General features: G+C 64.4%; 20 protein-coding genes. 11 read left to right on the forward strand and 9 right to left on the reverse strand.

Annotation, left to right across the window (positions count from 1 at the left end):
- Positions 1 to 188: 188 nt before the first annotated feature.
- Positions 189 to 1,082, reverse strand: coding sequence for a LysR family transcriptional regulator (locus GSQ89_RS21330; protein WP_158928976.1), 894 nt, complete (start codon positions 1,080 to 1,082; stop codon positions 189 to 191).
- A gap of 80 nt (positions 1,083 to 1,162) precedes the next feature.
- Between GSQ89_RS21330 and GSQ89_RS21335 the strand changes: the two genes are divergently transcribed.
- On the forward strand, positions 1,163 to 2,146 hold the full coding sequence (locus GSQ89_RS21335) for a pyridoxamine 5'-phosphate oxidase family protein (RefSeq protein ID WP_158928978.1): 984 nt from the start codon (positions 1,163 to 1,165) through the stop codon (positions 2,144 to 2,146).
- 368 nt (positions 2,147 to 2,514) lie between these two features.
- On the opposite strand, the gene mdoH is transcribed toward GSQ89_RS21335, so the two are convergent.
- The 4 genes from mdoH to GSQ89_RS21355 all read right to left on the reverse strand — a co-directional run bounded on the left by mdoH (position 2,515) and on the right by GSQ89_RS21355 (position 6,935).
- Positions 2,515 to 4,680 carry a glucans biosynthesis glucosyltransferase MdoH gene (gene mdoH / locus GSQ89_RS21340; RefSeq protein WP_158928981.1) on the reverse strand — a complete coding sequence of 722 codons (2,166 nt, stop codon included), beginning with the start codon at positions 4,678 to 4,680 and terminating at the stop codon, positions 2,515 to 2,517.
- Positions 4,653 to 6,176 (reverse strand): glucan biosynthesis protein, encoded by a 1,524-nt coding sequence (locus GSQ89_RS21345; protein WP_174254904.1) that lies wholly within the window; start codon positions 6,174 to 6,176, stop codon positions 4,653 to 4,655. The genes mdoH and GSQ89_RS21345 overlap by 28 nt, the downstream gene beginning before the upstream one ends.
- A gap of 89 nt (positions 6,177 to 6,265) precedes the next feature.
- Positions 6,266 to 6,613, reverse strand: coding sequence for a HigA family addiction module antitoxin (locus tag GSQ89_RS21350; RefSeq protein WP_158928983.1), 348 nt, complete (start codon positions 6,611 to 6,613; stop codon positions 6,266 to 6,268).
- Between the two features lie 43 nt (positions 6,614 to 6,656).
- The gene (locus tag GSQ89_RS21355) at positions 6,657 to 6,935 is read right to left on the reverse strand and encodes a type II toxin-antitoxin system RelE/ParE family toxin (RefSeq protein WP_158928985.1); all 279 of its coding nucleotides are present in this window, start codon (positions 6,933 to 6,935) and stop codon (positions 6,657 to 6,659) included.
- Positions 6,936 to 7,270: 335 nt separating this feature from the next.
- On the opposite strand from GSQ89_RS21355, the gene GSQ89_RS21360 reads away from it, so the two are divergent.
- From GSQ89_RS21360 to GSQ89_RS21380, 5 genes are all read left to right on the forward strand, one after another.
- Positions 7,271 to 9,166: a KUP/HAK/KT family potassium transporter gene (locus GSQ89_RS21360; RefSeq protein WP_158928987.1), complete on the forward strand. Its 1,896-nt coding sequence runs from the start codon at positions 7,271 to 7,273 to the stop codon at positions 9,164 to 9,166.
- Between the two features lie 63 nt (positions 9,167 to 9,229).
- A complete protein-coding gene (locus GSQ89_RS21365) occupies positions 9,230 to 10,258 on the forward strand; it encodes an ABC transporter substrate-binding protein (protein ID WP_158928989.1) in 1,029 nt (342 codons plus the stop codon).
- Positions 10,255 to 11,064, forward strand: a complete 810-nt coding sequence (locus GSQ89_RS21370; RefSeq protein ID WP_158928991.1) for an ABC transporter ATP-binding protein — start codon at positions 10,255 to 10,257, stop codon at positions 11,062 to 11,064. The genes GSQ89_RS21365 and GSQ89_RS21370 overlap by 4 nt, the downstream gene beginning before the upstream one ends.
- On the forward strand, positions 11,039 to 11,875 hold the full coding sequence (locus GSQ89_RS21375) for an ABC transporter permease (protein ID WP_158928993.1): 837 nt from the start codon (positions 11,039 to 11,041) through the stop codon (positions 11,873 to 11,875). The genes GSQ89_RS21370 and GSQ89_RS21375 overlap by 26 nt, the downstream gene beginning before the upstream one ends.
- Before the next feature lie 12 nt (positions 11,876 to 11,887).
- Positions 11,888 to 13,012, forward strand: a complete 1,125-nt coding sequence (locus tag GSQ89_RS21380; RefSeq protein WP_158928995.1) for an FAD-dependent monooxygenase — start codon at positions 11,888 to 11,890, stop codon at positions 13,010 to 13,012.
- On the opposite strand, the gene GSQ89_RS21385 is transcribed toward GSQ89_RS21380, so the two are convergent.
- Both GSQ89_RS21385 and GSQ89_RS21390 read right to left on the reverse strand, forming a co-directional pair.
- Positions 13,009 to 14,208 carry an ABC transporter substrate-binding protein gene (locus GSQ89_RS21385; RefSeq protein ID WP_158928997.1) on the reverse strand — a complete coding sequence of 400 codons (1,200 nt, stop codon included), beginning with the start codon at positions 14,206 to 14,208 and terminating at the stop codon, positions 13,009 to 13,011. The genes GSQ89_RS21380 and GSQ89_RS21385 overlap by 4 nt on opposite strands.
- 6 nt (positions 14,209 to 14,214) lie before the next feature.
- Positions 14,215 to 14,853, reverse strand: a complete 639-nt coding sequence (locus GSQ89_RS21390) for a DUF4286 family protein (protein WP_158928999.1) — start codon at positions 14,851 to 14,853, stop codon at positions 14,215 to 14,217.
- Between the two features lie 109 nt (positions 14,854 to 14,962).
- Between GSQ89_RS21390 and GSQ89_RS21395 the strand changes: the two genes are divergently transcribed.
- Positions 14,963 to 15,796, forward strand: a complete 834-nt coding sequence (locus GSQ89_RS21395) for an MBL fold metallo-hydrolase (RefSeq protein ID WP_158929001.1) — start codon at positions 14,963 to 14,965, stop codon at positions 15,794 to 15,796.
- A 218-nt stretch (positions 15,797 to 16,014) separates the two neighbouring features.
- Here the strand turns inward: GSQ89_RS21395 and GSQ89_RS21400 are convergent, their stop codons facing one another.
- Positions 16,015 to 17,238 (reverse strand): ABC transporter substrate-binding protein, encoded by a 1,224-nt coding sequence (locus GSQ89_RS21400; protein WP_158929003.1) that lies wholly within the window; start codon positions 17,236 to 17,238, stop codon positions 16,015 to 16,017.
- A 98-nt stretch (positions 17,239 to 17,336) separates the two neighbouring features.
- Between GSQ89_RS21400 and GSQ89_RS21405 the strand changes: the two genes are divergently transcribed.
- On the forward strand, positions 17,337 to 19,013 hold the full coding sequence (locus GSQ89_RS21405) for a thiamine pyrophosphate-binding protein (protein WP_158929005.1): 1,677 nt from the start codon (positions 17,337 to 17,339) through the stop codon (positions 19,011 to 19,013).
- Positions 19,014 to 19,079: 66 nt separating this feature from the next.
- Complete coding sequence (locus GSQ89_RS21410) at positions 19,080 to 19,805, forward strand: SDR family NAD(P)-dependent oxidoreductase (RefSeq protein WP_158929007.1); 726 nt, start codon at positions 19,080 to 19,082, stop codon at positions 19,803 to 19,805.
- Positions 19,806 to 20,052: 247 nt separating this feature from the next.
- Here GSQ89_RS21410 and GSQ89_RS21415 read toward each other — a convergent pair whose 3' ends face one another.
- Positions 20,053 to 20,682, reverse strand: a complete 630-nt coding sequence (locus GSQ89_RS21415) for a DNA-3-methyladenine glycosylase (protein WP_158929009.1) — start codon at positions 20,680 to 20,682, stop codon at positions 20,053 to 20,055.
- A 134-nt stretch (positions 20,683 to 20,816) separates the two neighbouring features.
- On the opposite strand from GSQ89_RS21415, the gene GSQ89_RS21420 reads away from it, so the two are divergent.
- The gene (locus tag GSQ89_RS21420) at positions 20,817 to 21,026 is read left to right on the forward strand and encodes a hypothetical protein (RefSeq protein WP_158929011.1); all 210 of its coding nucleotides are present in this window, start codon (positions 20,817 to 20,819) and stop codon (positions 21,024 to 21,026) included.
- Between the two features lie 46 nt (positions 21,027 to 21,072).
- Complete coding sequence (locus GSQ89_RS21425; protein ID WP_158929013.1) at positions 21,073 to 21,828, forward strand: SDR family NAD(P)-dependent oxidoreductase; 756 nt, start codon at positions 21,073 to 21,075, stop codon at positions 21,826 to 21,828.
- Positions 21,829 to 21,857 lie beyond the last annotated feature (29 nt).

The following is a 21,857-nucleotide window of genomic DNA, read 5'->3' on the forward strand; positions in this document are numbered from 1 at the left end:
CCCTTTTCACGTTTACACCTCGTCGCGTTCAAGCCGACGTTTGCTTCGTCATGGTTCGGCGCCAGTCCGAACCATGGCCCGGGTAAACTGGTGTAAGTGGCCCGATATTACCCGCGTTTCCCGGTAACGGGTTGTGAACCTTCCGAAAGGTGGGCGCCTTACCCAACCGGGGACACGAACCGTCGGCTTTAACCTTGAATGACCCCAAGCCGAGCCAGGTATGACGCCGCGAATTCCACGAACGCCCGCACGCTGGGACGCATCATGCCGCCGGAAAACACCAGTTGGACGGGTTCCGCCGCCGGCTCGAAATCCGCCAGCAGGCGGACCAGCGAACCGGCCTTGAGTTCTTCCACCACCTGATAGGATAGCGCCCGGGCGACGCCAGACCCGGACCGGACCGCGACCAGCATCGCCTCGACATCGTTCACCGTCAGCCGTGGCGTCAACCGCACCACACGCTCCCGCCCGCCGTCGCGAAACCGCCACTCCGGCAGCCCGCCGCGTGCGAACGAAACGATCGTCGCATGCCCCGCCAGGTCGCCCGGCGTCAGCGGTGTGCTCTGCGCCGCCAGATAGGCGGGACTGGCCACCACCATGCGCCGCACCGCCCCGACCCGGCGTGCCATCAGGCCCGAATCCGCCATCGCCCCGATCCGAACCGCGACGTCCAGCCCTTCCTCGACCAGGTCCAGATTGCGGTCCGCCAGTTCCAGTTCAACGCGCAAATCCGGATGTTCGGCCTGGAACGCCAGAACGCACGGCGTCACATGCCGGCGGCCGAACACCACCGGCCCCGTGACCCGCAACGTACCGCGCAACGCAGCCTCCATGGGCGCCTGCATCGCCTCCGCATACAGATCCAGCAGCATACGAGCACGGTCGGCCAGGGCGCGCCCGGCTTCGGTCGGGGCGAGGCGGCGTGTCGTCCGCTCCACCAGCCGGGCACCGATCCGCTGCTCCAACGCCGCGATCGTCCGCGTGACGGCGGGGGGCGATCGCCGCAATCGCCGCCCCGCCGCCGCCAGGCCGCCGGTATCCAGCACCGCCACCAGCACCGCCATCTCGTCCAGCCGGTCCATGCTACTCTTTCACTAAATGGAAGACTGAGTTTCCATCGCACCATCTACCATCCAATCATCGCAACAGCCACATTGGCGGCATGACCCAGACACTCTTTCATCCAGGCGAGCTTGCGGCCCAGGCACTGGCCGGTGTCGTATCGCGCACCCCCCCGATCCGCGATTGGATGCCCGACCAGCACCGCGCGTTCTTCGGTCTGCTGCCGTTCCTGCCGATCGCCACGGCCGGGGCCGATGGCGCGCCGGCGGCAACCATCCTGACCGGTCCGCCCGGCTTCATCGCCAGCCCCGACCCCACCACACTGCACATCGCCGCCCGTCCTGACCGTGCGGACCCCGCCGCGCCCTTCTTTCTCCCGGGTGCACCGGTTGGCCTGCTTGGTATCGACCTGGCGACACGGCGCCGCAATCGCGCCAACGGCATATTGCGTTCCAGCGATCCCGATGGGCTGACGATCTCGGTCACCCAAAGCTTCGGCAATTGCCCGCAGTATATCCAGACCCGCCTCTGGCAAGATGGAGCCGCCACGCCAGCCCTCCCGGTCGAGTATCTAACCGGCCTCGATCCCGCCGCGCGCAGCCTGATCGCCAACGCCGATACGTTCTTTGTGGCCACCAACAGCGGCGGCGGCGCAGGCAGCATGGGGGGCATGGACATCAGCCACCGCGGCGGCCGGCCCGGCTTCGTCGGCATCGCCGGCGACACCCTGACCATCCCCGACTTCCACGGCAACGGCTACTTCAACACCCTCGGCAACCTGCTGCTGGACCCGCGTGTCGCGCTGCTGTTCGTGGACTGGACGGATGGTACCGTGCTGCATCTCCGTGGCACGGTCGAAATCCTATGGAACCAGGATGGCGGCCTCGATGGAGCGGAGCGTCTGTGGCGGATTTCGATCACCGACGGCTGGCGCCGCCGCGGCGCTTTGCCCCTGCGATGGTCGTTCCAGACCTATGCGCCGCAAACCCTGCGAACCGGGGTCTGGAACGCCATTCAAGATGACCGCGACGGTGGAATCCCCTGGCCACCAGCCGTCGCCGACCCGTTGTCCCCTGGCTTCTGATCCTGGGTGTAGTCCCCGACAGCGGAGCCGTACAGCGACGTCTGCTGACCAAGCAACGCCGCCATCACCGCGGCGGACAGTGGTGGCTTGGTCGGAATCAGCAGGATCGGTTGCTCACCGTTGGCGGTGGGCGGACTAGGCTTGGCCTGTGTCTGCGCGGAGGTCTGAATCGCCGCAAGGGCTGGAGTCAGTGGCGCCGGAACGGTCCCACCTATTCCAGATATGGCGCTCGACGACATGTTCGTAATCCCATCTGAGGGTCCTCGATACCGCCTCATGAAAAAGCAAACCGCGTGCCAACCTAAGTGCCTTGATTCGTTAATGAATTACCCCTCATTGGCTCGGCAAAACCTGCCCATCGGCAGGATTTACCCGGCACGTCTTGCCGGGATAGAGACGGTTTCCGGGTCGCCGGAATACAGCGCCATCATCCGTTTCAATGCCTGCTCATCGGACAGGATCGCGGCCTTTTCCGCCGCATCCAGCGCCGGCCACGCGGTTTCCAGACAGGTTGCCTCGGCCAGTTTCGCCGACCCCGTCAACAGCGGAACGTTCAGCGGATCGATCCCAGGCCGGCGTCCCGGCGGCAGCATTTGCCGATGCGCGGCCAGCAAGACCGGGTCGCTCAACAGCGCCGTCACGCTGTCGGCCACGGGTTCGCCCCATGCTTGCTGGTACAGTGCCACGGCGCGGCGCAGCACGTCCGGTGGATGCATCTCCTCCGGTATCCGCAGCAATCCGGCACGCCGCAGTGCCAAACCCCAGGTGCGCCGCCCGGTCAGGGACGCCAGCGGCACCGCCAGCGCAAGGCCCAGCACGACCGGCAGCATCCACAGCGCCAAATAAGGCGACACCGCCCAGGCGCCGATGCCCAACAGCACGCCCAGGATGGTATGCCGCCGGTACAGCCGGACGACATCGCCCAACGGCACCCCGCCATCGTCGCGCCGCTGCGCGTTCCAGCCCGAATCCCGCCCCAGCAGGATAGCCACCACGTCGATCGACTGAGTGATCATCACCACCGGCGCCAGCAATCCCGCGATCAGCGTCTCCAGCACCAGGCTGACCACCAAACCAAAAATCCCGCCGCAGCCGCGCCGCAGATTGCGGTGGACCATGACCGAGAACATGCCGAGCAGCTTCGGCACCAGCAGCAATCCCATCGTGCCGGTGAACACCCACATCGCTCGGATCGGGTCGATCACCGGCCATTGGGGAAACAATGACTTGCCGTTGGAGGGGAAATAGTCCGGCGGGATAAACCTGGCCTGCAATGCGATCAGGACCCCGCTTAGCAGGAACAGCAACCACAGCGGAGCCGTGATGTAAGAACCGATGCCGGTCATCAGATGCATCCGGCTGACCCAGTTCAGGCCGCGCGCCGGCAAGACCGCCATGTGCTGCAAGTTGCCCTGGCACCAGCGCCGGTCGCGCACCGCCAGGTCCATCAGCGACGGCGGACTCTCCTCGTAACTGCCTTCCAGGCCCGGCATCATGTGGATGGCCCAGCCGCCGCGGCGCATCAGGGCGGCCTCGATGAAATCGTGGCTCATGATGTGGCCGCCGAACGGTTTGCGGCCCCGCAGCTCCGGCAACCCCGCCTGTTCGGCGAACGCGACCGTGCGGATCAGCGCGTTGTGGCCCCAGTAATTGCCCTCGGCGCCGTGCCACCAGGCGATGCCGTGTGCGATCACCGGGCCATACACCCGCCCGGCGAATTGCTGCATCCTGGCGAACAATGTGGTGCCGCCGGTGATGATGGGCAGCGTTTGGACAAGGCCGACGTCCGGATGGGCCTCCATCGCGCGCACCAGCGCGACCAGCGTGTCGCCACGCATCACGCTGTCGGCGTCCAGGATCAGGAACTGAGGATAAGCCCCGCCGAACCGCCCGACCCAATCGGCGATATTGCCGGCCTTGCGCGCCGTGTTTTTCGCGCGGTGCCGGTAAAAGACGCGCCCCGCCCCGCCCGTCCGCTCGCGCAGGCCCAGGAACGCCTTCTCCTCCTCGATCCACGCTTCCGGGTTGGTCGTGTCGCTCAGGATGAAGATGTCAAACCAGTCGCTGGCGTTCTGGCCGCGCAGTTCCTCGTCGATCGCCTCCAGCCCGGCCATGATGCGCGTGGGCGATTCGTTGTAAGTCGGCATCAGCAGCGCGGTACGGCTGGCAGGTAAGGTCCCCGGCGCCAGCAGCCGGCGTCCGCCGCCCGCCATCACCGAAACGAACCCGGCAATCGCGCTGGTGAACGACAACGCAATCCAGGCGAACAGCGCTACGAACAGCGCCAGCATGAACACCGCCAGCGGCGTCACCCCATTGACCGCCAGGACGCGATACATCTCCCGCGCGCCAAACCCGGTCAGGACAATGGCGCCGCCGATCACCAGCAGACGCCGCAATCCCATGGCCGCGGGTGACGATGCAAACCGGCGCACCCGCTTCGGGGCCTGACGCAAAGATTGCGTCGGCATCGCCAAGGGCGCCTCCGCCGGCAGCGAGCGAAAAATTACCCCTGGGTCCATCGGTAGACCCATGTTTCGGTCAGCGGCTGGTCGCCTTGCATCAGCCGCGCATGCAGTTCCACCAGCTTATTATCCTGCGTGTCGAGTTCGATACTCACACGCCAGCCGTGCACCTCCGGGTTCGACTGCGTGACGGCGCTGACGATCTTGCCCTTGTTCGCACCGGCATCCAGCGTAGGCGGCGCATCCGCTTTCAACGCCTTCAGTGAATCACCGACGAAATCGACGATGAACTGCCGGTGCTTCTGATCGAACGACAGGCCGCACCGCGTCTGCATCGTTTGCGCCAGCTTCACCACGCCAGGCGGCGCCCAACACCAGTGCAGCCGATAGTTCAGCAAATACTCACCCTTGGCGTGCAACGGATCATGCGGCCGCCAGAACGCCACCATATTGTCGTTGACCTCACGGTCGCTCGGAATCTCGACCAGTTCCACGACGCCCTTGCCCCAATCGCCGATCGGCTCGACCCAGAGTGACGGCCGCTGCTCGTAACGGCTTTCCAGGTCCTGGTAATCGACGAACGCCCGCTTGCGCTGCATCAGGCCGTAGCCGCGCGGGCCGGCGTCTTCGAAGGAACTGACCTGCAGGTCGTGCGGATTGGCCAGCGGGCGCCAGATCGCGTCGTCATGCCCGGTGTGCAGTTGCAACCCGTCCGAGTCATGCACCGCCGCCCGCCAGTCGTCGAACCGCACCCGATCGTTGGCATCGAACAGGAACATGCTGGTCAACGGCGCCAGGCCGGCCTCGGTGATGTCGACGCGCGGGTAGGTAGCCGTTTCGGTATCGAAAATCGTATCCTCGCCGGGCCGGATGGTGAACCGGAACGCCGCCGTCGTGCTCGGGCTGTCCAGCAATGCATGGATGACGATGATGTCGGCGCCCGGCGCAGGGCGCTCCAGCCAGAACGACCGGAACACCGGAAATTCCTCGCCCGCGGAATCCGCCGTCTTGATGGCGAGGCCGCGAGCCGACAGGCCATAGCCCTGGCCCTTGGCGACGGCGCGGAAGTAGCTTGCTCCCAGGAAGGCGCACACTTCGTCGGCCTCGTCGGCATGATTCAACGGGTAGTGAATGCGAAATCCCGCGAATCCCATATCGCCGGTGGCGGGTGGCACTTTGTCGAAAGTGAACATGTCGGGGCTGTACCGGATCGGCTCCGCCTTGCCGTCGGCGACTTCGAAGATATCGACGCGATCGTGATAGATGTAGCCGCGGTGGAAGAATTCGGCGGTGAACTTCCGCCCCTGGCCGTGCCACTGCGCCTTGGCTGGAACGAAGCGGATTCCCTGGTAGGCGGAGAAATCCAAATTCTTGAACGGCGCGGGAAGGGTGTCCTGCGGTGCCTTATACGGTTGCAGCGCCAGTTGGCGCGCCATGTTCCGCACCGTCGCGCTGTCGAACGGCGAGGGTGCCGGCGCCGGTGCCGGATCGGCGGCGGACGCATGGTCGGCGACGGCCAGCAGCGGCAGGGACGCGCTGGCACCCAGGAACATGCGGCGAAGCAATGGCAACCTCCGTAAGGGAATGTTACCGAGATGGCATGTCAACGCCTCTGAATTGTGGCGGTGCGGCGCACGTTCCCGTGAGACGTTGCCTATGCCGGATCAATTTCCCTTTCGATCGTCGCGCCCAGGTCGCGTTCCGCAACGGCCAGGTCGTGGCTGGCCTGCAAATCGACCCAGAACTTCGCACCCGTCCCGAAATATCGCCCCAACCGCAGCGCCGTTTCCGCCGTCACCGCCCGTCGCCCGCGGACGATATCGGTGATGCGATTGGCCGGCACCCGCAGCTTCAACGCCAGCGCATTGGCGGTCAGATTGCGTGCCGTCAGTTCGTCGGCAAGGGTTTCCCCAGGATGGGACGGCGGCAGGGCCACGCCATCGGGGTAGTGGAAGCCCTCCTCGTCATCCGGACGGGAAGCCGGAGGGACAGCGCGTGCCATGACCATCTGATCCATGCTTGCCCTCGGGCGTTTGTCCCGGGGGTCAGTGCGGGTCCAGGATGTGAAGGTCATAGGCGTCCCCGTCCTTGAAGCGGAAATGGATACGCCAGGGCCCGTTCACGTCGACCGACCAGAAATCCCGCTTGTCACCTTTCAGCTTATGCAGTCCCACACTGTTCAACCCGGCCAAAGCCTGAAGGTTGGACGCCGTATTGATCTGCCGAAGCCGACGATGCGCGAGCGTGACATCCATGCCGGAAAACCTGGACTTTCCTTGTTCGACGAACTGCCGCGTCGCGGAGCCCTTGATCGAGCGGATCATGCGTATCCCCTTCCACCCCCGACGATGGGCGCCGGAGGTTAAGGAATGGTTTACGCCCGCGGAAAAAACATAATATACCACACGTAGTATGTCAAGGATACTATCCACCTCATACGATACAGAATTCTCCGGCTTCGCGTTAACCGATTTTGAGACCTGGGCTCACGACCACTGACCACGCGTCCACGGACCTGTTTTCTCGTCAGGGGCACACCGGGAACGGCAATGTGTCCGTTCAAACCCCCCCAGCCCGTGGGATCGCGGCATCGCCAGGCTTCTTGCAATGACATCATACGGTGGTCATCTGCCACACCACCCACGCCTGGAGACAGCAAATGAGTGCAACCGCGACAAGCGGTGCGGCGGCGGAAACCTCGCCCGCCGACCGGCCGGTCACCGCCGTGGGGGCGCTGGCGGCGTTGGGCATCGTCTACGGCGACCTTGGCACCAGTCCGCTCTACACCTACCAGGCCATCGTCGGCACCGTCGGCGGCCACCCGTCGGCACAGGACGCTCTGGGCCTGCTGTCGCTGGTGGTCTGGGCGCTCATCATCACCGTCTCGGTCAAATACTGCGTCTTCGTGATGCGCGCCGACAACCACGGTGAGGGCGGCATCCTGGCCCTGATGGCGCTGGTGACCCGGGGCCGTTCGGGTGGCGCGCTGATCGTCGCCGGCCTGTTCGGCGCCGCGCTGATTTACGGTGACGGCATCATCACGCCGGCAATCTCCGTCCTGAGCGCTCTGGAGGGCGTCAACGTCGTCACCGACGTGCTCAAGCCCTACGTGGTACCCGCCGCGCTGCTGGTGCTGCTGGCCCTGTTTGGTGCGCAGATGAAGGGTACCGCCAGTATCGGGCGCGTATTCGGCCCGATCATGCTGCTTTGGTTCGTGACCATCGCGATCCTCGGCGTATCCGGCATCGTGCGGCGGCCCGAGGTGATCGTGGCGATCGATCCCCTGCACGCGATCCGGTTTATCCTCACGCACGGCTGGCACAGTTTCGTGGTCCTGGGCGGCGTGTTCCTGGCGATCACCGGCGGTGAGGCGCTGTATGCCGACATGGGCCATTTCGGCCGCAATCCGATCCGGTCGTCCTGGTACACCGTCGTGTTGCCCGCGCTGCTGCTGTGCTACGCCGGGCAGACCGCCCTGCTGCTGGAAAATCCCGGTCTGGATGGCAATCCTTTCTTCAAGCTGGCCCCAACCTGGGCGGTGGTCCCGCTGGTGGTGCTGGCGACCCTTGCCACCGTTATCGCCAGCCAGGCCATCATCACCGGCGCCTTCTCCCTGACGCGGCAGGCGATGCAACTTGGCTGGTTCCCGGGCCTGAACATCCGGCAGACCTCGGACGAAGAATACGGCCAGATCTACGTGCCGGCGGTGAACTGGACGATGATGGTCTGCACGCTGCTGCTGACCTACAGCTTCGGCAGCTCCGACAGCCTGGCCGGCGCGTACGGCACCGCCGTGTCCACGACGATGCTGCTGACCACCGCCTTGCTGTTCAACGCCATGCGAGACGTGTGGCGCTGGCCGGTCGTGGTCGCCGCACCGGTCAGCTTGCTGTTCCTGCTGATCGACCTGGCATTCTTTGGCGCCAATCTGCTGAAGATACGGGAAGGGGGATGGATACCGCTGCTGCTGGGTGTGCTGATCTTGATCGTGATGACGACCTGGCGCCGGGGCATCGAGGCGACCCGCCGGTCCCTGGTGCAGCGGCCGGAATCGATCGCCGAATTCCTGGCGACACTGAAGAGCGGCACGATCGCTCGGGTTCCCGGAACCGCGGTGTTCTTCAGTCGCGGCGATGCGGCGGTTCCGGCGGTCCTGGTTGGTCACGTCGCCCAGATGAAGGCGGTGCAGGAAACCGTCATCAGCCTGACCGTGCGTTTCGAGGATTATCCGCGTGTCCCGCTGTCCGAACGCGCCTCGGTCGAGCCGGTAGCCGAGGGGTTTTGGCACGTCACGGTGCGCTTTGGCTTCATCGAGGTTCCCAATGTCGTTGCCGCGCTGGCCTGCGCCAAGGAAAAGGGCTGCATGATCAATCTGGATGACGCCGTCTATTTCGCCGCCCACGATCAGGTTGTGCGTAGCAAGCGCGGACCGCGGATGGCCGCATGGCGGCGCGTGCTGTTCGCCGCGATGTACCGCAACGCCGTCCGGTCGCCCGATCGTTTCGATCTTCCGCCCGAGAAGTTTCTCGAGATCGTCCGCCAGATCGCGCTGTAGCGTCGACTTGCCCGAGCCTGACCGGTGTTATAGCAGGGGCCGGTAAAAAGGGGGAAACCGATGATGATCCACCGGCGGCATGTGCTGGGGGCCGGGGTGGCTGCGCCGTTCATCTTGTCCGGTCGGGCGCGGGCGGCTTCCGTTGTGCGGTTCGGATCGGTTGGTGGACTGACCGACGCGGGTGTGTACCTGGCGGACGATCAGGGCTATTTCTCGGCGGCCGGCGTTGGCGTCCAAATGCTGCGCATGCCGAATGCGCCGTCACTGTTGACCGCCCTGGCGACGGGCCAGTTGGATGTCGCGGGGATATCCGTGACGCCGGGGCTGTTCAGCGCGATCACGCAGGGCGTGCAGATCCGCATTGTCGGGGATAAGCAGAGCGTCAGGCCGGGGTTTTCAGCCACCAGGCTTGTCGTGCGCAGTGGCTTCCCAACGGGCACGGAAGCGGCGCAGGTGGCGGCGCTGAAAGGCAAGGCGGTTGCGATCTCCTCCAAGGCGGCGTCGGTCGCGATGGTGTTGGGGAATTATCTGGCCGGGTTCGGCTTGAAGCCGACGGATATTCGCATGGTGGAATTGTCGTATCCCAGCATGGTTCCCGCTCTGGGCAGCGGGGCGGTGGATGCGGCGGTGGTGCTGGAGCCGTTTTTGTCCGAGGCGTTGCAGATGGGGGTTGCCCGGCAGGTGAACGACCTGGTGGCCGCGTCGGGCGGTACCGCCACCGAGGCCAGCACCAGCGTGCCGCTGGTGTACAGCGAAACGTTCGCCCGCGATCATGCCGCCGCACAAGGTTTCATGGATGCGTATCTGCGCGGTGTCCGGCTGTACAATGACGCCTTTGCGCGTGGCATCGACAAGGACAAGATCATTAGCATCCTGGCAACACGAGCCAAGCTGGATGCTGGCGTGATCCGCAATGGATTTCCGGCCGGGCTTGACCCGAACGGCAAGGTCAGCGTGCGGTTCCTGCAACAATGCCAGGATTTCTTCGTGCAGCAGCATTACCTGCAGGCCCCGATCGACCTGAAGAAACTGGTCGATACATCGTTCGCCGACAGCACTGTCGCTCGCTTGGGGGAATACAAGTTCGGATGACGCAGGGGCGGCAAACAGCGCTTCAGGTCGCCGGGTTGCGAAAAGTATTCATCACCCGCCAGAACGCGGTGGTGGAAGCGATCGGCGGCGTATCGTTGGACATCGGCGCAGGAGAGGTCGTTGCGATCCTGGGTCCCAGCGGCTGCGGCAAATCCAGCCTGCTGCGCATTCTGGCGGGGCTGGACGAGGACTATGAGGGCCAGATCGATTGGTCGCTGGCCAACCCTCGCGGTTTGCCTGATCGGTTGCTGGCTGCGACCGTCTTCCAGGCGGATTCGACCATGCCGTGGATGACCGTCGAGAAGAACCTGCGTATCGGTCTGTCGGGGTTGAAGCTGACGGCTTCGGTGGCCGAGGAACGTATCGCCCGTAACCTTGCCCTGGTTGGCCTGGCGGCGTTCCGGCGGGCTTATCCGCACGAATTGTCGGGTGGGATGCGGCAACGGGTCTCGATCGCCCGAGCGCTGGCAACCGATCCGCTGTTGCTGTTGATGGACGAACCGTTGGCCGCATTGGATGCGCAAACCCGGATCGTCATGCAGCAGGAACTGATCAACATCTGGCAGCGAACCAACTCCACCGTCGTCTACGTGACGCACGACATCGCCGAGGCGGTGACACTTGCCGATACGGTTGTGGTGATGACCAGCCGGCCCGGCCGGATCAAGGCGGTGCGTTCGGTGCCGTTCGGACGGGATCGCGATGTGATCGCGTTGCGCCGAGAACCGGTCTTTCGCGAACTCGAAGCCGAATTGTGGACCATGGTGACGGAGGAGGTTGGTGACAGCCTTGCCGCCGATGCATGATTCCGCGGAAGCCATGGCTCAGCGCAGCCTGCGCCGGCGGCGTAATCAGACCGTCGTCCGCTACACGCTGGGTGTGGCCTGCCCGCTGGTGCTGCTGGCGATATGGCAGTTGCTGGATGTGACCGGCGTGATCGATCCGCGTTTTTTCCCGCCGCCGACACGGGTTTTCGCCGACGGGATCGGCATTCTGGGCAACCCGGAACAACGTGGTGAACTGATGGCCGATACCTTGATCACGCTGCGCCGGCTTGGGATCGGCTATGTGCTGGGGGCGTCCGCCGGCGTGGTGATGGGCTTGGCGATGGCCCTGTATGCCCCGATGCGATATGCGTTCAGCCCGGTGGTCTACGGCACGTTCCCGATGCCCAAGATCGCGATCTTTCCGCTGCTGATCGCCCTGTTCGGCATCGGTGAGGGCAGCAAGACCGCGCTCGTCATTATGGGCGTGTTCTACATGACCTGCATCAACACGCTAAGCGGCGTGATGTATGCCAATCCGATTCATCGCGATGTCATCAAGGCGTTCCGCATTCCACGGGTGACGGGGTGGTTGCATGTGGTCCTGCCGTCGGCCATGCCGGCCATCGTCACGGGCTTGAAACTGGGGCTGGATCAGGCGCTGATCCTGGTGGTGTCGGCGGAATTCGTGTCGGCAGACGACGGCATCGGCCACTACATCTGGGATTCCTGGCAGGTGCTGGCGATCCCGCGCATGTTCGTGGGGCTGGCGGTGGTGACCGCCATCGGCGGCGTCGCGGTCCTGTTGGGATCGTTGGCGGAACGTCGCCTGGTGCCGTGGGCCGGCCATTGAGGGGAGCTATCCATGGATAGGTTATCTGTCGCGATCGTCGGTGCCGGCATTGGCGGCCTTGCCGCCGCGGCGTGTCTGCGGCGCGTCGGCATCGACGTCACGATCTATGAGCAGGCGCAACGGTTTGCCCGTGTCGGTGCCGGTATCCAGCAGAGCCCCAACGCCGTACGCGTGCTGCGTCGCCTGGGCCTGGAACAGCAGTTGCGGGACATCGCGTTCCAACCGGCCGCTGCCCTGAATCGCCAGTCCGACACAGGGGAGTTACTGTGGGAACGCGCCATGAGCGCGGCCAGTGAAGAGAAATACGGCGCGCCTTACCTGGTGTTGCACCGGGGCGATTTGCATGCCGTCCTGGCCTCCGCCGTGCCGGACGCGGTGATCCAGCGTGGCCGCAAGCTGGTGGGATTGGCGCAGCACGGGTCCGCGGTGCGGCTGGATTTCGCCGATGGCGGCAGCGCGGAGGCCGATGTGGTGATCGGCGCCGATGGCGTTCATTCCGTCGTGCGGGAGGCTCTTTTCGGCGCGGAACGGCCGTCATTCACCGGGCGTGTCGCCTACCGAACCGTCTTCCCCGCAGCACTACTGAACGGCGCCCCTATCGACGACCAGGCCAAATGGTGGGGTCCGGACCGCCATATCGTCATGTATTACGTGAACCCGCAACGATCCGAGGTCTACTTCGTCACCAGCACGCCGGAGCCTGATTTCACCCAGGAATCCTGGTCCGCGACCGGCGACATGACGGAACTGCGGGATGCCTACCGCGATTTCCACCCCACCGTCCGTTCGGTACTGGACGCGGCGCCGTCGGCGCACAAATGGGCCCTGGTCGTGCGCGATCCGCTGTCCCGCTGGACCGAGGGCAACATCGCCCTGCTCGGCGACGCCTGCCACCCGATGACCCCCTACATGGCGCAAGGCGCCGGCACCTCGATCGAGGACGCGGCGGTGCTGTCCCGCTGTCTGGACGGCGTCGATCCGGATGGCGTCGCAACGGCTTTGCGGCGCTACGAGACAACACGGAAACCACGCACCTCGGAGATCCAGGCGCTGTCGCGGGCCAACGACATGAACCGCTTCAAGGCGGCCAATGAGTTGGTCTATGGCTACGACGCCTGGACCGTTCCGCTGGCCTAAGCGTCGATCGGCTCCCCGAACGGCACCCACGCCTTTCCGTCGAACCGTTGCAGCCGCATGCGCTTGATGCCGAGGTAGTCGGTCGCGGTGGTTTGGAAGCGGATGCCGGCCTGGAACATGGGCAACTGGATATCCAGGTTGGCCGCCTGCCGCATGATGTTCTCACGCGACATATCCTGGCCGCATTGCTTGAACACCTGGGCACCGGTCTGGGCGGCACAGTAACCGTAAACGTTGTTGATGTCGGAAAGGTCCGATCCCGGCATGTATTTCTGCATGAACGCCAACCAGTCTTTGTATGTCGGGTCGTCTTTCCACTGGGGATCGGATGGATCCTTCATATAGGCACCGGTCACCAGCCCAACCGCCTTGTCCAAACCCGCCGGCGCCAGGCCGGAGGAAACCGACGACCCGACCGTTGCGATCATGTAGAGAGGATCCCATTTCAGGTCGCGGACTTTTCGCAGTGTCATGGCATTGAATTTCGGAATGCCCGCCACGAACAGCGCGTCCGCACCCGACGCCTGCAACTGCACGACCTGAGAATCCACCGTCGGGTCGGTCGTTTCATAGCTCGTGGAAGCAACCAACTGCCCGACCTTGTCGCCCAGCCCGTCTTTCAGGCCCTTCATGAAATCGCGGCCCGAATCATCGTTCTGATACAGCATCGCGATCTTGGCGTTGGGCTTGGACTCCAGGATATAGCGGGCATAGACCCGCCCCTCGACCTGGTAACTGACCTGCCAGCCGATGGTCCATGGATAGGCCTTCGGATCACCGAACTGGGTGGCGCCCGACGCGACGAAAATCTGCGGCACCTTCTTCATGTTCAGGTATTTGCGTGTCGCCGTCGCACACGGCGTGCCGAGTTGCTGGAAGATGCAGGCGACGCCTTCTTCCTCGACCAGTTTGCGGGTCTGCTCCACCGTCTTCGGCGGGCTGTAGCCATCGTCCAGCGACAGCAGCTTGATCTTGCGGCCGTTGATCCCGCCCTGGCTGTTGATCATGTCGAAATAGGCGACCTCCACCTTGCCGATCGGGGCATAGCTGGAGGCCGGGCCGGAATACGGCATGGTCTGGCCGATCAGCAGTTCGGTGTCGGTGACGCCGGGGGCCTGTTTGGTCTGGGCGATCGCCGGGGTCGCGAGCGCCGTGCCCGCCAGAGCCAGCGCTCGGCGGCGTGTCAGTATAGGCATCGGTGTTCAGGCCTTCCGTTGATAGCGGTTCATCCGCAGGACCAGCATGTCGCGGAAATGCGGGCGCATCCGTTCGGTCCAAGGCGTGTTCGCGGCCTTCGCCCATGCGTCGGAGCGGGACACGCTGCCGTCACGCAGATGATACAGCGCCAGATACCGCCGTTCCGATGCCGTATCCGTGGCGCGAAACCGCCGAGCGGTCAGGACACCGGGGACGGCGGCGAGCTGGGGCAGGTGTTCGGTGTTGTACCATTTGGTGAACTCGGCTTCCTGGGCGGGATCGATGTTCATCGATGCCACCAGCAATGCGCCGGCATCGGGCGTCCCGGTCAGATCGCCGGGCACAAGCTGCTCACCCTCGTAGCGCATGATCCGTTGGGACATGCCGGTGACACGCTTGGTCCAGACCGACTGGTTGTTGCCGCCGACAGCCCGGTAAGGCGGGCTGACCAGCACGTCGACATTGTCCAGATCGTAGGTGGCGACATGGATTTTCGGGTTCTGGTCGTCGATCCAGCGTTCCGCATTGATGAAGCCGGGGACGCGCAGACGTTCCGGCACATGCTCGCGGTCATACCAGTCGTGAAACTCATCTTCATGGGCCGTCGAAAAGTCGAACGCCATGAACAGCAGGCCTTTGGCCATGTTCATTTTCCTCCGTTTGGTGGTTGCCCCCAGCATGCATGGAAAGCGCCGGCGTTGCCAGTGCGGCCGGTTTGCGGCATGCAGGAAGACCGAACGGAGACCGCACACCATGCCCTTTCTGACTGAGCCGGAACCAGAGCGCGGCGCTAATCTTCCGGTGATGCCGGGGATCAGCCGGATCGTCGCCAACAATCCCAGCCCGATGACCTATTTCGGCACCAACACCTATCTCATTGACACGCCGGATGGCCTGGTCGTGCTGGACCCGGGACCGGAAGATCATCCGGAGCATGTGGAGGCGATCCTGCGCCACACCGGCGGCCAGATCGCGTACATCCTGGTCAGCCACACCCATCACGACCATGTCGGGGCCGTTCCGGCCTTGCAGGCGGCCACCAACGCGCCGACGGTCGGGTTCCGCAACAGTGCCATTCCGGACTTCGATCCCGACATCAAGCTGAGCCATGGCGATACGTTCGCCGGGATGGTGGCGTTGCACACGCCGGGGCATGCGTCTGACCATCTCTGTTTCGCGCTACCGGCTTCGACCGGTGAAAAAGTGCTGTTCAGCGCCGATCACGTGATGTCTTGGTCCACCAGCATCGTCAGCCCGCCCGGCGGCGACATGCGCGACTATTTCGCCAGCCTGAAGTTGCTGATCGATCGGGACGACGACATCTATCTGTCTGGCCACGGTCCGATGTTGCGCGACCCGCAAACTCTGGTGCGGGAAATGCTGACCCATCGCATGATCCGGGAGCAGGCGATCGCCAAGAAGCTGACCACCGGCGCGTTCGATACCTACACGATCATGGACACGCTGTATTCACAGTTGAACCCACGCCTGCGCAAGGCCGCGGAACGCAATGTGCTCGCACATCTGCTGAAAATGGAAGCCGAGGGCATGGCGGTCCGCGATGGGGAGCTTTGGCGGGCCGCCTGAAAGGCTCGCGGCGAAATAATCGAAACGTTTGGGCGGCGCACCAGCCCCTCATCGTCATGGCGGGCGAAGGCGCGCCATCCACGCCTTTTCCGGGGCTCGCACTGCAAGCCGTGGCTAGCGGGCCTTCGCCCGCTATGACGGGGTCGGGCGCCAGTGTCAAAGTCGAAGCCTTTATCGATCATGGTCCGGCGCAACCCGAACCATGGCGAACGTGGCGCTTACGCCTTGACGAGCGGGCAGCCGCCTTCCGACATCGGCCGCCACGCGTCGGCCGGCTGAATGGTCGCGACCTTGGTGCAGAAATCGTATTTGTATTTCGCCTGCGCGGCCGGCTTCACCTGCCACAGATACATGACGTGCATGACGCGCCCGTCCTCGCGGATCTGCACGTTGTCATTGTAGAAATCATTGACCGGCGTTGCCTTCATCTTGGCCATTACGGCCTCGGCGTCGGTCGAACCCGCCGCCTTGACTGCTTTCAGCCAGTGATATGCGGCACAGTAGCTGCCGGCGTGCAGCAGGCCGGGCACCATGCCGTCCATCTTGGCGCCCCAGCGTTTCGACCACGCACGCGTCTTGTCGGTCATGTCCCAGTAGAATGAATCGGTGTAGTTCAGGCCTTCGCAGACCTTCTGGCCCAGCGAATTCACGTCGCTGATCTGCATCAGCAGCGTGGCGATCTGCTTGCCGCCCTTGGTCATGCCGAATTCGGCGGCTTGCTTGATGCAGTTCTGCAGGTCGGTGCCGGCGTTGGCCAAGCCGATCACCTTGGCACCCGATGCCTGCGCCTGCAGCAGGAAGGACGAAAAATCCGCGGTTCCCAACGGCGCTCGGACTGCACCCAGGACCTTGCCGCCAGCGGCCTTTACGGCAGCCATCGTGTCACGTTCCAACGCATAGCCGAAGGCGTAGTCGGCGGTAACGAAAAACCAGCTATCGCCGCCGGACTTGGTCAGCGCGACGCCGGTGCCATGCGCGAGTGCGTAGGTATCGTAAGAAAAATGGGCGCTGTACGGCGAACATTGTTTGCCGGTGAAGTCTGAACTGGCCGGTCCGGTGACCAGGTAAATTCTCTTCTTTTCCCGGCAGACCTGCTGGATCGCGAGGCCGGCGGAACTCGCCGCGCCATCGGCCAACACGTCGACACCCTGGTCGTCGATCCACTGGCGCGCCAGGGACGTCGAGATATCGGGCTTGTTCTGGTCGTCCCCTTGCAGGATCTGGATCGGCCGTCCGAGCACGGAGCCGCCGAAATCCTCGATCGCCAGTTCGGTCGCGACACGGTTCCCCGGCCCGCCGACATCGCGGTACGGTCCGCTCATGTCCGACAGCAGGCCGATCTTCACCGGCTTGGAACTGGATTGCGCCCGAATGATCCCGGGACGAGCCAATGGAGCGGCAGCCAGTCCGCCGATAACAACGCGACGCGATAACCTCGACATGAATTCCGACTCCCAGCCCTGTTGAGTGGCGTCCGCTTGCTTCGCGGCGCCTTGCCTTGTAGCGGAACAGCATACGCTGCCCGTTGGAGACAATATCGATGCCGATGATGCCAGGAAAGACCGCTCTGCTGGAATTATTGAAGCAGGAAGGGGTGCGAATCATGTTCGGCAATCCCGGCACGACGGAATTGCCACTTATGGATGCGTTGGCGGCGGAGCAGGAGCTTCGCTACATCCTGGCGTTGCAGGAGGCGCCGGCGATGGGCATGGCGGACGGGTATGCCCAGGCGTCCGGCCAGTGCGCGGTGGTCAACCTGCACGCCGCGCCGGGCCTCGGGAATGCGATGGGCATGCTGTATGACGCGCAGAAGGCGGGGTCCCCGATCCTGGTGACCGCCGGCCAGCACGAACAGCGCTTCAACTTCACCGAACCGTTGCTGTGGGCGGACCTGCCCACCATCGCCCGGCCGTTCGTGAAATGGTCGGAGGAAGTGCGGCGCCTGCAGGACCTGCCGCGGGCGATCCATCGCGCGGTGAAGACCGCGTTGGCACCGCCGACCGGGCCGGTGTTCCTGTCGCTGCCCGGGGACATCCTGACCGACAGCGCCGATCTCGATCTCGGCGCCCCCAGCCGTGTGGCAACCGGCATCAGGGGTGACAGCAGCGCCATCCGCCAGGCGGCGGCAATCATCGCCAAGGCGAGCAGCCCGGTCATCATCGCCGGCGATGCCGTGCCGCAGGGCAACGCGCTCCAGGAACTGGTGGCACTGGCGGAAGCCCTCGGCGCGCCTGTCTACGACGAAGGCATGGCCAGCCGAGCGATGTTCCCGTCGTCGCATCCGCTGTATCGCGGGGCACTGGTGCGGCTGCCGGCGGCGATCCGCGGCCTGCTGACGCAGCACGACCTGCTGGTGTCCATCGGCGCCGATCTGTTCACCTTGTCGCTGCCTGACGACGTCGATTCGATGCCGGAATCCTATCCCGTCATCCACTTGGACACCGATCCCTGGGAACTGGGGAAGAACTACCCGGAAAAAGTCTCCATCCTCGGCGAGCCCAAGGTGACCCTGCCGGAACTGACCGAAGCCGTGCGCCAGGCCCGTTCCGCCGCCGAATCCGAAGCGGCGGGGAAGCGACTGCAGCATGTGAAGGCGGAAGGCGTCGCCAGCCTGCACAAGCTGCATACGATGGCGGATGCGCTCGCGGAACGGCATCCGATCCATCCACTGGCGCTGATGCAGACGATCGGGCGGCTGTTGCCGGACGATGCGGTGGTGATCGACGAAACGGTATCCTCCGGCAACGGTTTGCGGCGTTTCCTGAAAAGCGACGACGCGCAAAGCTTCTATGGCTTGCGTGGCGGTGGCATCGGCTGGGGCCTGCCGGCGGCGATCGGCGTGAAGCTGGCACTGCCGGATCGTCCCGTCGTGGCACTGATCGGCGACGGATCGGCGATGTACACCATCCAGGGCCTGTGGACGGCGGCACGCGAAAACCTGAGAATGGTCTTCGTCATCATCAACAACTACTCATACCGCATTCTCAAACAGCGGACGAACGCGATGAAGGGCCTGGCGGCCCAGGCCGACAATTACGTGGCGATGGACCTGGACAAACCGCGGGTCGATTTCGTCTCGGTCGCGCGCGGCCTGGGGCTGACCGCGTATAAGGCCGCGACACTGGCCGATCTGGGCGACTTGCTGGAACAGGCCTTGGCCAAGGACGGCCCGACGCTGATCGATGTGGAGGTGGACCGGTCCTGGAAACCGGTCTGACAGCGCCGGCAATTAAGACTTGGTGCAAACGAACCAGATAACATCGGAAAAAAGGGAGAAACGGTCATGGCACGTTTGGCTGGACGAAAAATCCTGATCACCGGCGGGGCATCCGGGATCGGACGCGCAACGGCGTCGCTGTTTCAGCACGAAGGCGCCGCCGTCGCCGTCCTGGACCGCGGCGCCGGCGACTGGCAGGGCACCTTCGTGCCCGTCGACGTCGCGGACCCAGCCTCGGTCCAGCAGGCGGTCCGCGCCGCCGAATCCGCGCTGGGCGGCCTGGACGGCGTGGTGAACGCCGCCGGCATCTTCTCGGCCGCGGGCCTGGCGGACACCACCGCCGAGCTGTTCAGCCGGACCCTCGCCGTCAACCTGATGGGAACCTTCCTGGTCATCCAGGCCGCCGCACCCATCCTGCTGGCATCCGGTTCGGCCGCCACCATCGTCAATATCGGATCGGGAGTCGGCATCACCCCGACCGGTCCCGGCAGCACCGCCTATGTCGCCTCGAAAGGCGGCGTCATCGCCATGACCAAGGCGCTGGCAATGGAACTTGCCCCATCCGTCAGGGTCAACGTCGTCTGTCCCGGCGCGGTGGACACGCCCATGACGCAAAGCTTCCTGCGCGACGCCTCCGGTTCGGTCGACCCGACGATCGCCAATCGCTATGCCCTACGCCGCGCCGCGGCCCCCGAGGAACTCGCCGCCGCCATCTTGTTCCTGACCTCCGCCGAGTCCTCTTTCGTCACCGGGATCGCGCTTCCGGTCGATGGCGGCCGGACGTTTCACTGACCGGATGCGTCAGGACATCCTGAAAAGGTGCGGCACCATGATCCATGCCGTGGTCAGAATGGACAGAAGGACCAAAATTCCGAACGCGATCCACACGAAAATGATGAGCAGCCTTGACCTGTCATCGCTTTCCGATGCCCATAGTTCGATAGCCTTGAAAATGCGCTGCATCCCGATCCCGACCTGCCACCTTGGAGCCGGCCCTCCATAAGACGATGCATCGGCCATGAAAAGCCGTCCCGCCCCCTTACGCTCGGCTCGTCGGCCCTTGGCGCCTGGCCTCCTCCGAGGCGCGGTACAGATACCAGGTAGCCAGGGACCGGTGCGGCGCCCAGGCGGCCCCAATCTCACTCAGCACTTTCGGCTTGGGCTGCGCCTCCAGCCCGTGCAGCACGCGATACCCCTCCCGCACGCCGAAATCGTCCACCGGCAGCACGTCGGGCCGCCCCAGGGTGAAGATCAGCAGCATCTCCACCGTCCAGCGGCCGACACCACGAATAGAGGTCAGGCGCTCGATCAGCGCCTCATCCGTCAGGCGGTGTGACTGACGGCGAGTGGGAACCGTCCCATCCAGCGTTTTGGCACAGATATCCCGGATCGCCGCGATTTTGCCGCCGGAAAAGCCGCAGCCGCGCAAGGCGGTTTCCGCCGTCGCCATCACCGCGTCTGGCACCGGAAAGCCATCCCCCGGAAACAATGCAGAGAAGCGTGCCAGTATTGCCTCCGCCGCCCGTCCGTGCAGTTGCTGATGCGCAATAGCGCGGATCAGCGCCTCGTACGGGCTGCGCTGACGCTGGATGTCCAGGCGCGGTGGCCCGACCCGGCTGATCAGCGCGGCGAACCGCGTATCCTTGCTGAGGTGCCGCACGCCTTCCATCCCCGTATTCCTTCCCGTTTCCGTGATCGCGGTCGCATGCTTATCGAAACATGACGGGCGTGACGACCTCTTGTCTTCCTTTCATATCGCCCCCTAATGGATTAGAAGGGATACGTCCCAATGGGAGGATTTCTGTGTATAGACATCACCATTGGCTGGATGAGGATGCCGAGGACAAAATCGCCCAACGGCAGACCGCCGGTCTTGTGGGTATCGCGGTCGTCCTGCTGCTGCTCGTGAGCGGTCTCTTCCTGGTCCAGCAACTGCGAGCCGCCGCGATGCTGCAGGACTGCCTGATGTCCGGACGCCATTATTGCGATGTTTCGGTGAACGGCCCGCATTGACGGGCGCTGCGTCGCGGGCAAACCTTCGCCGGAGGGGACGTGCGCCATGATCATCCGGTTCGATGGAAAAATTGTCGCTGTCACAGGCGCCGGCCATGGTTTCGGCCGGGAAATCGCCCGTGGCTTCGCCCGTCTCGGGGCACACGTGTTTGCCACCGACCTGCACGCCGATGCGCTGGCGGAAACCGCCTCGACCGGTGGGATCACGGTGCAGGCGGTGGATCTGCGGGACAGGGCGGCGGCGACCGCCTGGATCGCTCGGATCGAAGCCCAAACGGGGCGGCCGATCGATATTCTGGTGAACAATGCCGGCGGCGTTGCGGGGCAGGGGCCACTGCCGCTGGAAGATGTCTCCGATCATGACTGGAACATAATTTTCGATATCAACGTCAATGCCGCGTTTACCCTGTGCCGAGCAGCGGCGCCCGGCATGAAACGGGCGGGCAGCGGGCGGATCGTGAACATCAGTTCGGGCGCCGGCCTGCAGCCGTCGCTGACCGGCATCCAGGCCTATTGCAGCGCAAAGCATGCGGTGGTCGGACTGACCCGCCAGTTGGCGCACGAACTTGGCGCGTTCGGGATCACGGTGAACTCGGTGGCGCCTGGTTTCATCCGCACCAACGCCGCGACCGAGGCGCAATGGGACAGCTATGGTCCGGACGGGCAAACGGCACTGGTGGAACGGATCGCAATGAAGCGCCTGGGTTCGGCCGCGGACATCGCCAACGCGGTGGTGTTTTTCGCCTCCGATCTCGCCGGTTTCGTCAACGGGCAGGTGTTGCAGGTCGACGGCGGCCGCTGAACCCGCCGCGATCGGTCGGCGTCTCACGC

It is taken from the genome of Acidisphaera sp. S103, assembly GCF_009765975.1.
Classification (GTDB): Bacteria; Pseudomonadota; Alphaproteobacteria; order Acetobacterales; family Acetobacteraceae; genus Rhodopila.

Coding starts and splice junctions, on each gene's coding strand:
- GSQ89_RS21330 (WP_158928976.1), bottom strand. CDS start 1,082: ATGGACCGGCTGGACGAGATGGCGGTGCTGGTGGCGGTGCTGGATACC.
- GSQ89_RS21335 (WP_158928978.1), top strand. CDS start 1,163: ATGACCCAGACACTCTTTCATCCAGGCGAGCTTGCGGCCCAGGCACTG.
- mdoH (WP_158928981.1), bottom strand. CDS start 4,680: ATGGGTCTACCGATGGACCCAGGGGTAATTTTTCGCTCGCTGCCGGCG.
- GSQ89_RS21350 (WP_158928983.1), bottom strand. CDS start 6,613: ATGGCACGCGCTGTCCCTCCGGCTTCCCGTCCGGATGACGAGGAGGGC.
- GSQ89_RS21355 (WP_158928985.1), bottom strand. CDS start 6,935: ATGATCCGCTCGATCAAGGGCTCCGCGACGCGGCAGTTCGTCGAACAA.
- GSQ89_RS21360 (WP_158928987.1), top strand. CDS start 7,271: ATGAGTGCAACCGCGACAAGCGGTGCGGCGGCGGAAACCTCGCCCGCC.
- GSQ89_RS21365 (WP_158928989.1), top strand. CDS start 9,230: ATGATCCACCGGCGGCATGTGCTGGGGGCCGGGGTGGCTGCGCCGTTC.
- GSQ89_RS21370 (WP_158928991.1), top strand. CDS start 10,255: ATGACGCAGGGGCGGCAAACAGCGCTTCAGGTCGCCGGGTTGCGAAAA.
- GSQ89_RS21380 (WP_158928995.1), top strand. CDS start 11,888: ATGGATAGGTTATCTGTCGCGATCGTCGGTGCCGGCATTGGCGGCCTT.
- GSQ89_RS21385 (WP_158928997.1), bottom strand. CDS start 14,208: ATGCCTATACTGACACGCCGCCGAGCGCTGGCTCTGGCGGGCACGGCG.
- GSQ89_RS21390 (WP_158928999.1), bottom strand. CDS start 14,853: ATGGCCAAAGGCCTGCTGTTCATGGCGTTCGACTTTTCGACGGCCCAT.
- GSQ89_RS21395 (WP_158929001.1), top strand. CDS start 14,963: ATGCCCTTTCTGACTGAGCCGGAACCAGAGCGCGGCGCTAATCTTCCG.
- GSQ89_RS21400 (WP_158929003.1), bottom strand. CDS start 17,238: ATGTCGAGGTTATCGCGTCGCGTTGTTATCGGCGGACTGGCTGCCGCT.
- GSQ89_RS21405 (WP_158929005.1), top strand. CDS start 17,337: ATGCCGATGATGCCAGGAAAGACCGCTCTGCTGGAATTATTGAAGCAG.
- GSQ89_RS21410 (WP_158929007.1), top strand. CDS start 19,080: ATGGCACGTTTGGCTGGACGAAAAATCCTGATCACCGGCGGGGCATCC.
- GSQ89_RS21415 (WP_158929009.1), bottom strand. CDS start 20,682: ATGGAAGGCGTGCGGCACCTCAGCAAGGATACGCGGTTCGCCGCGCTG.
- GSQ89_RS21425 (WP_158929013.1), top strand. CDS start 21,073: ATGATCATCCGGTTCGATGGAAAAATTGTCGCTGTCACAGGCGCCGGC.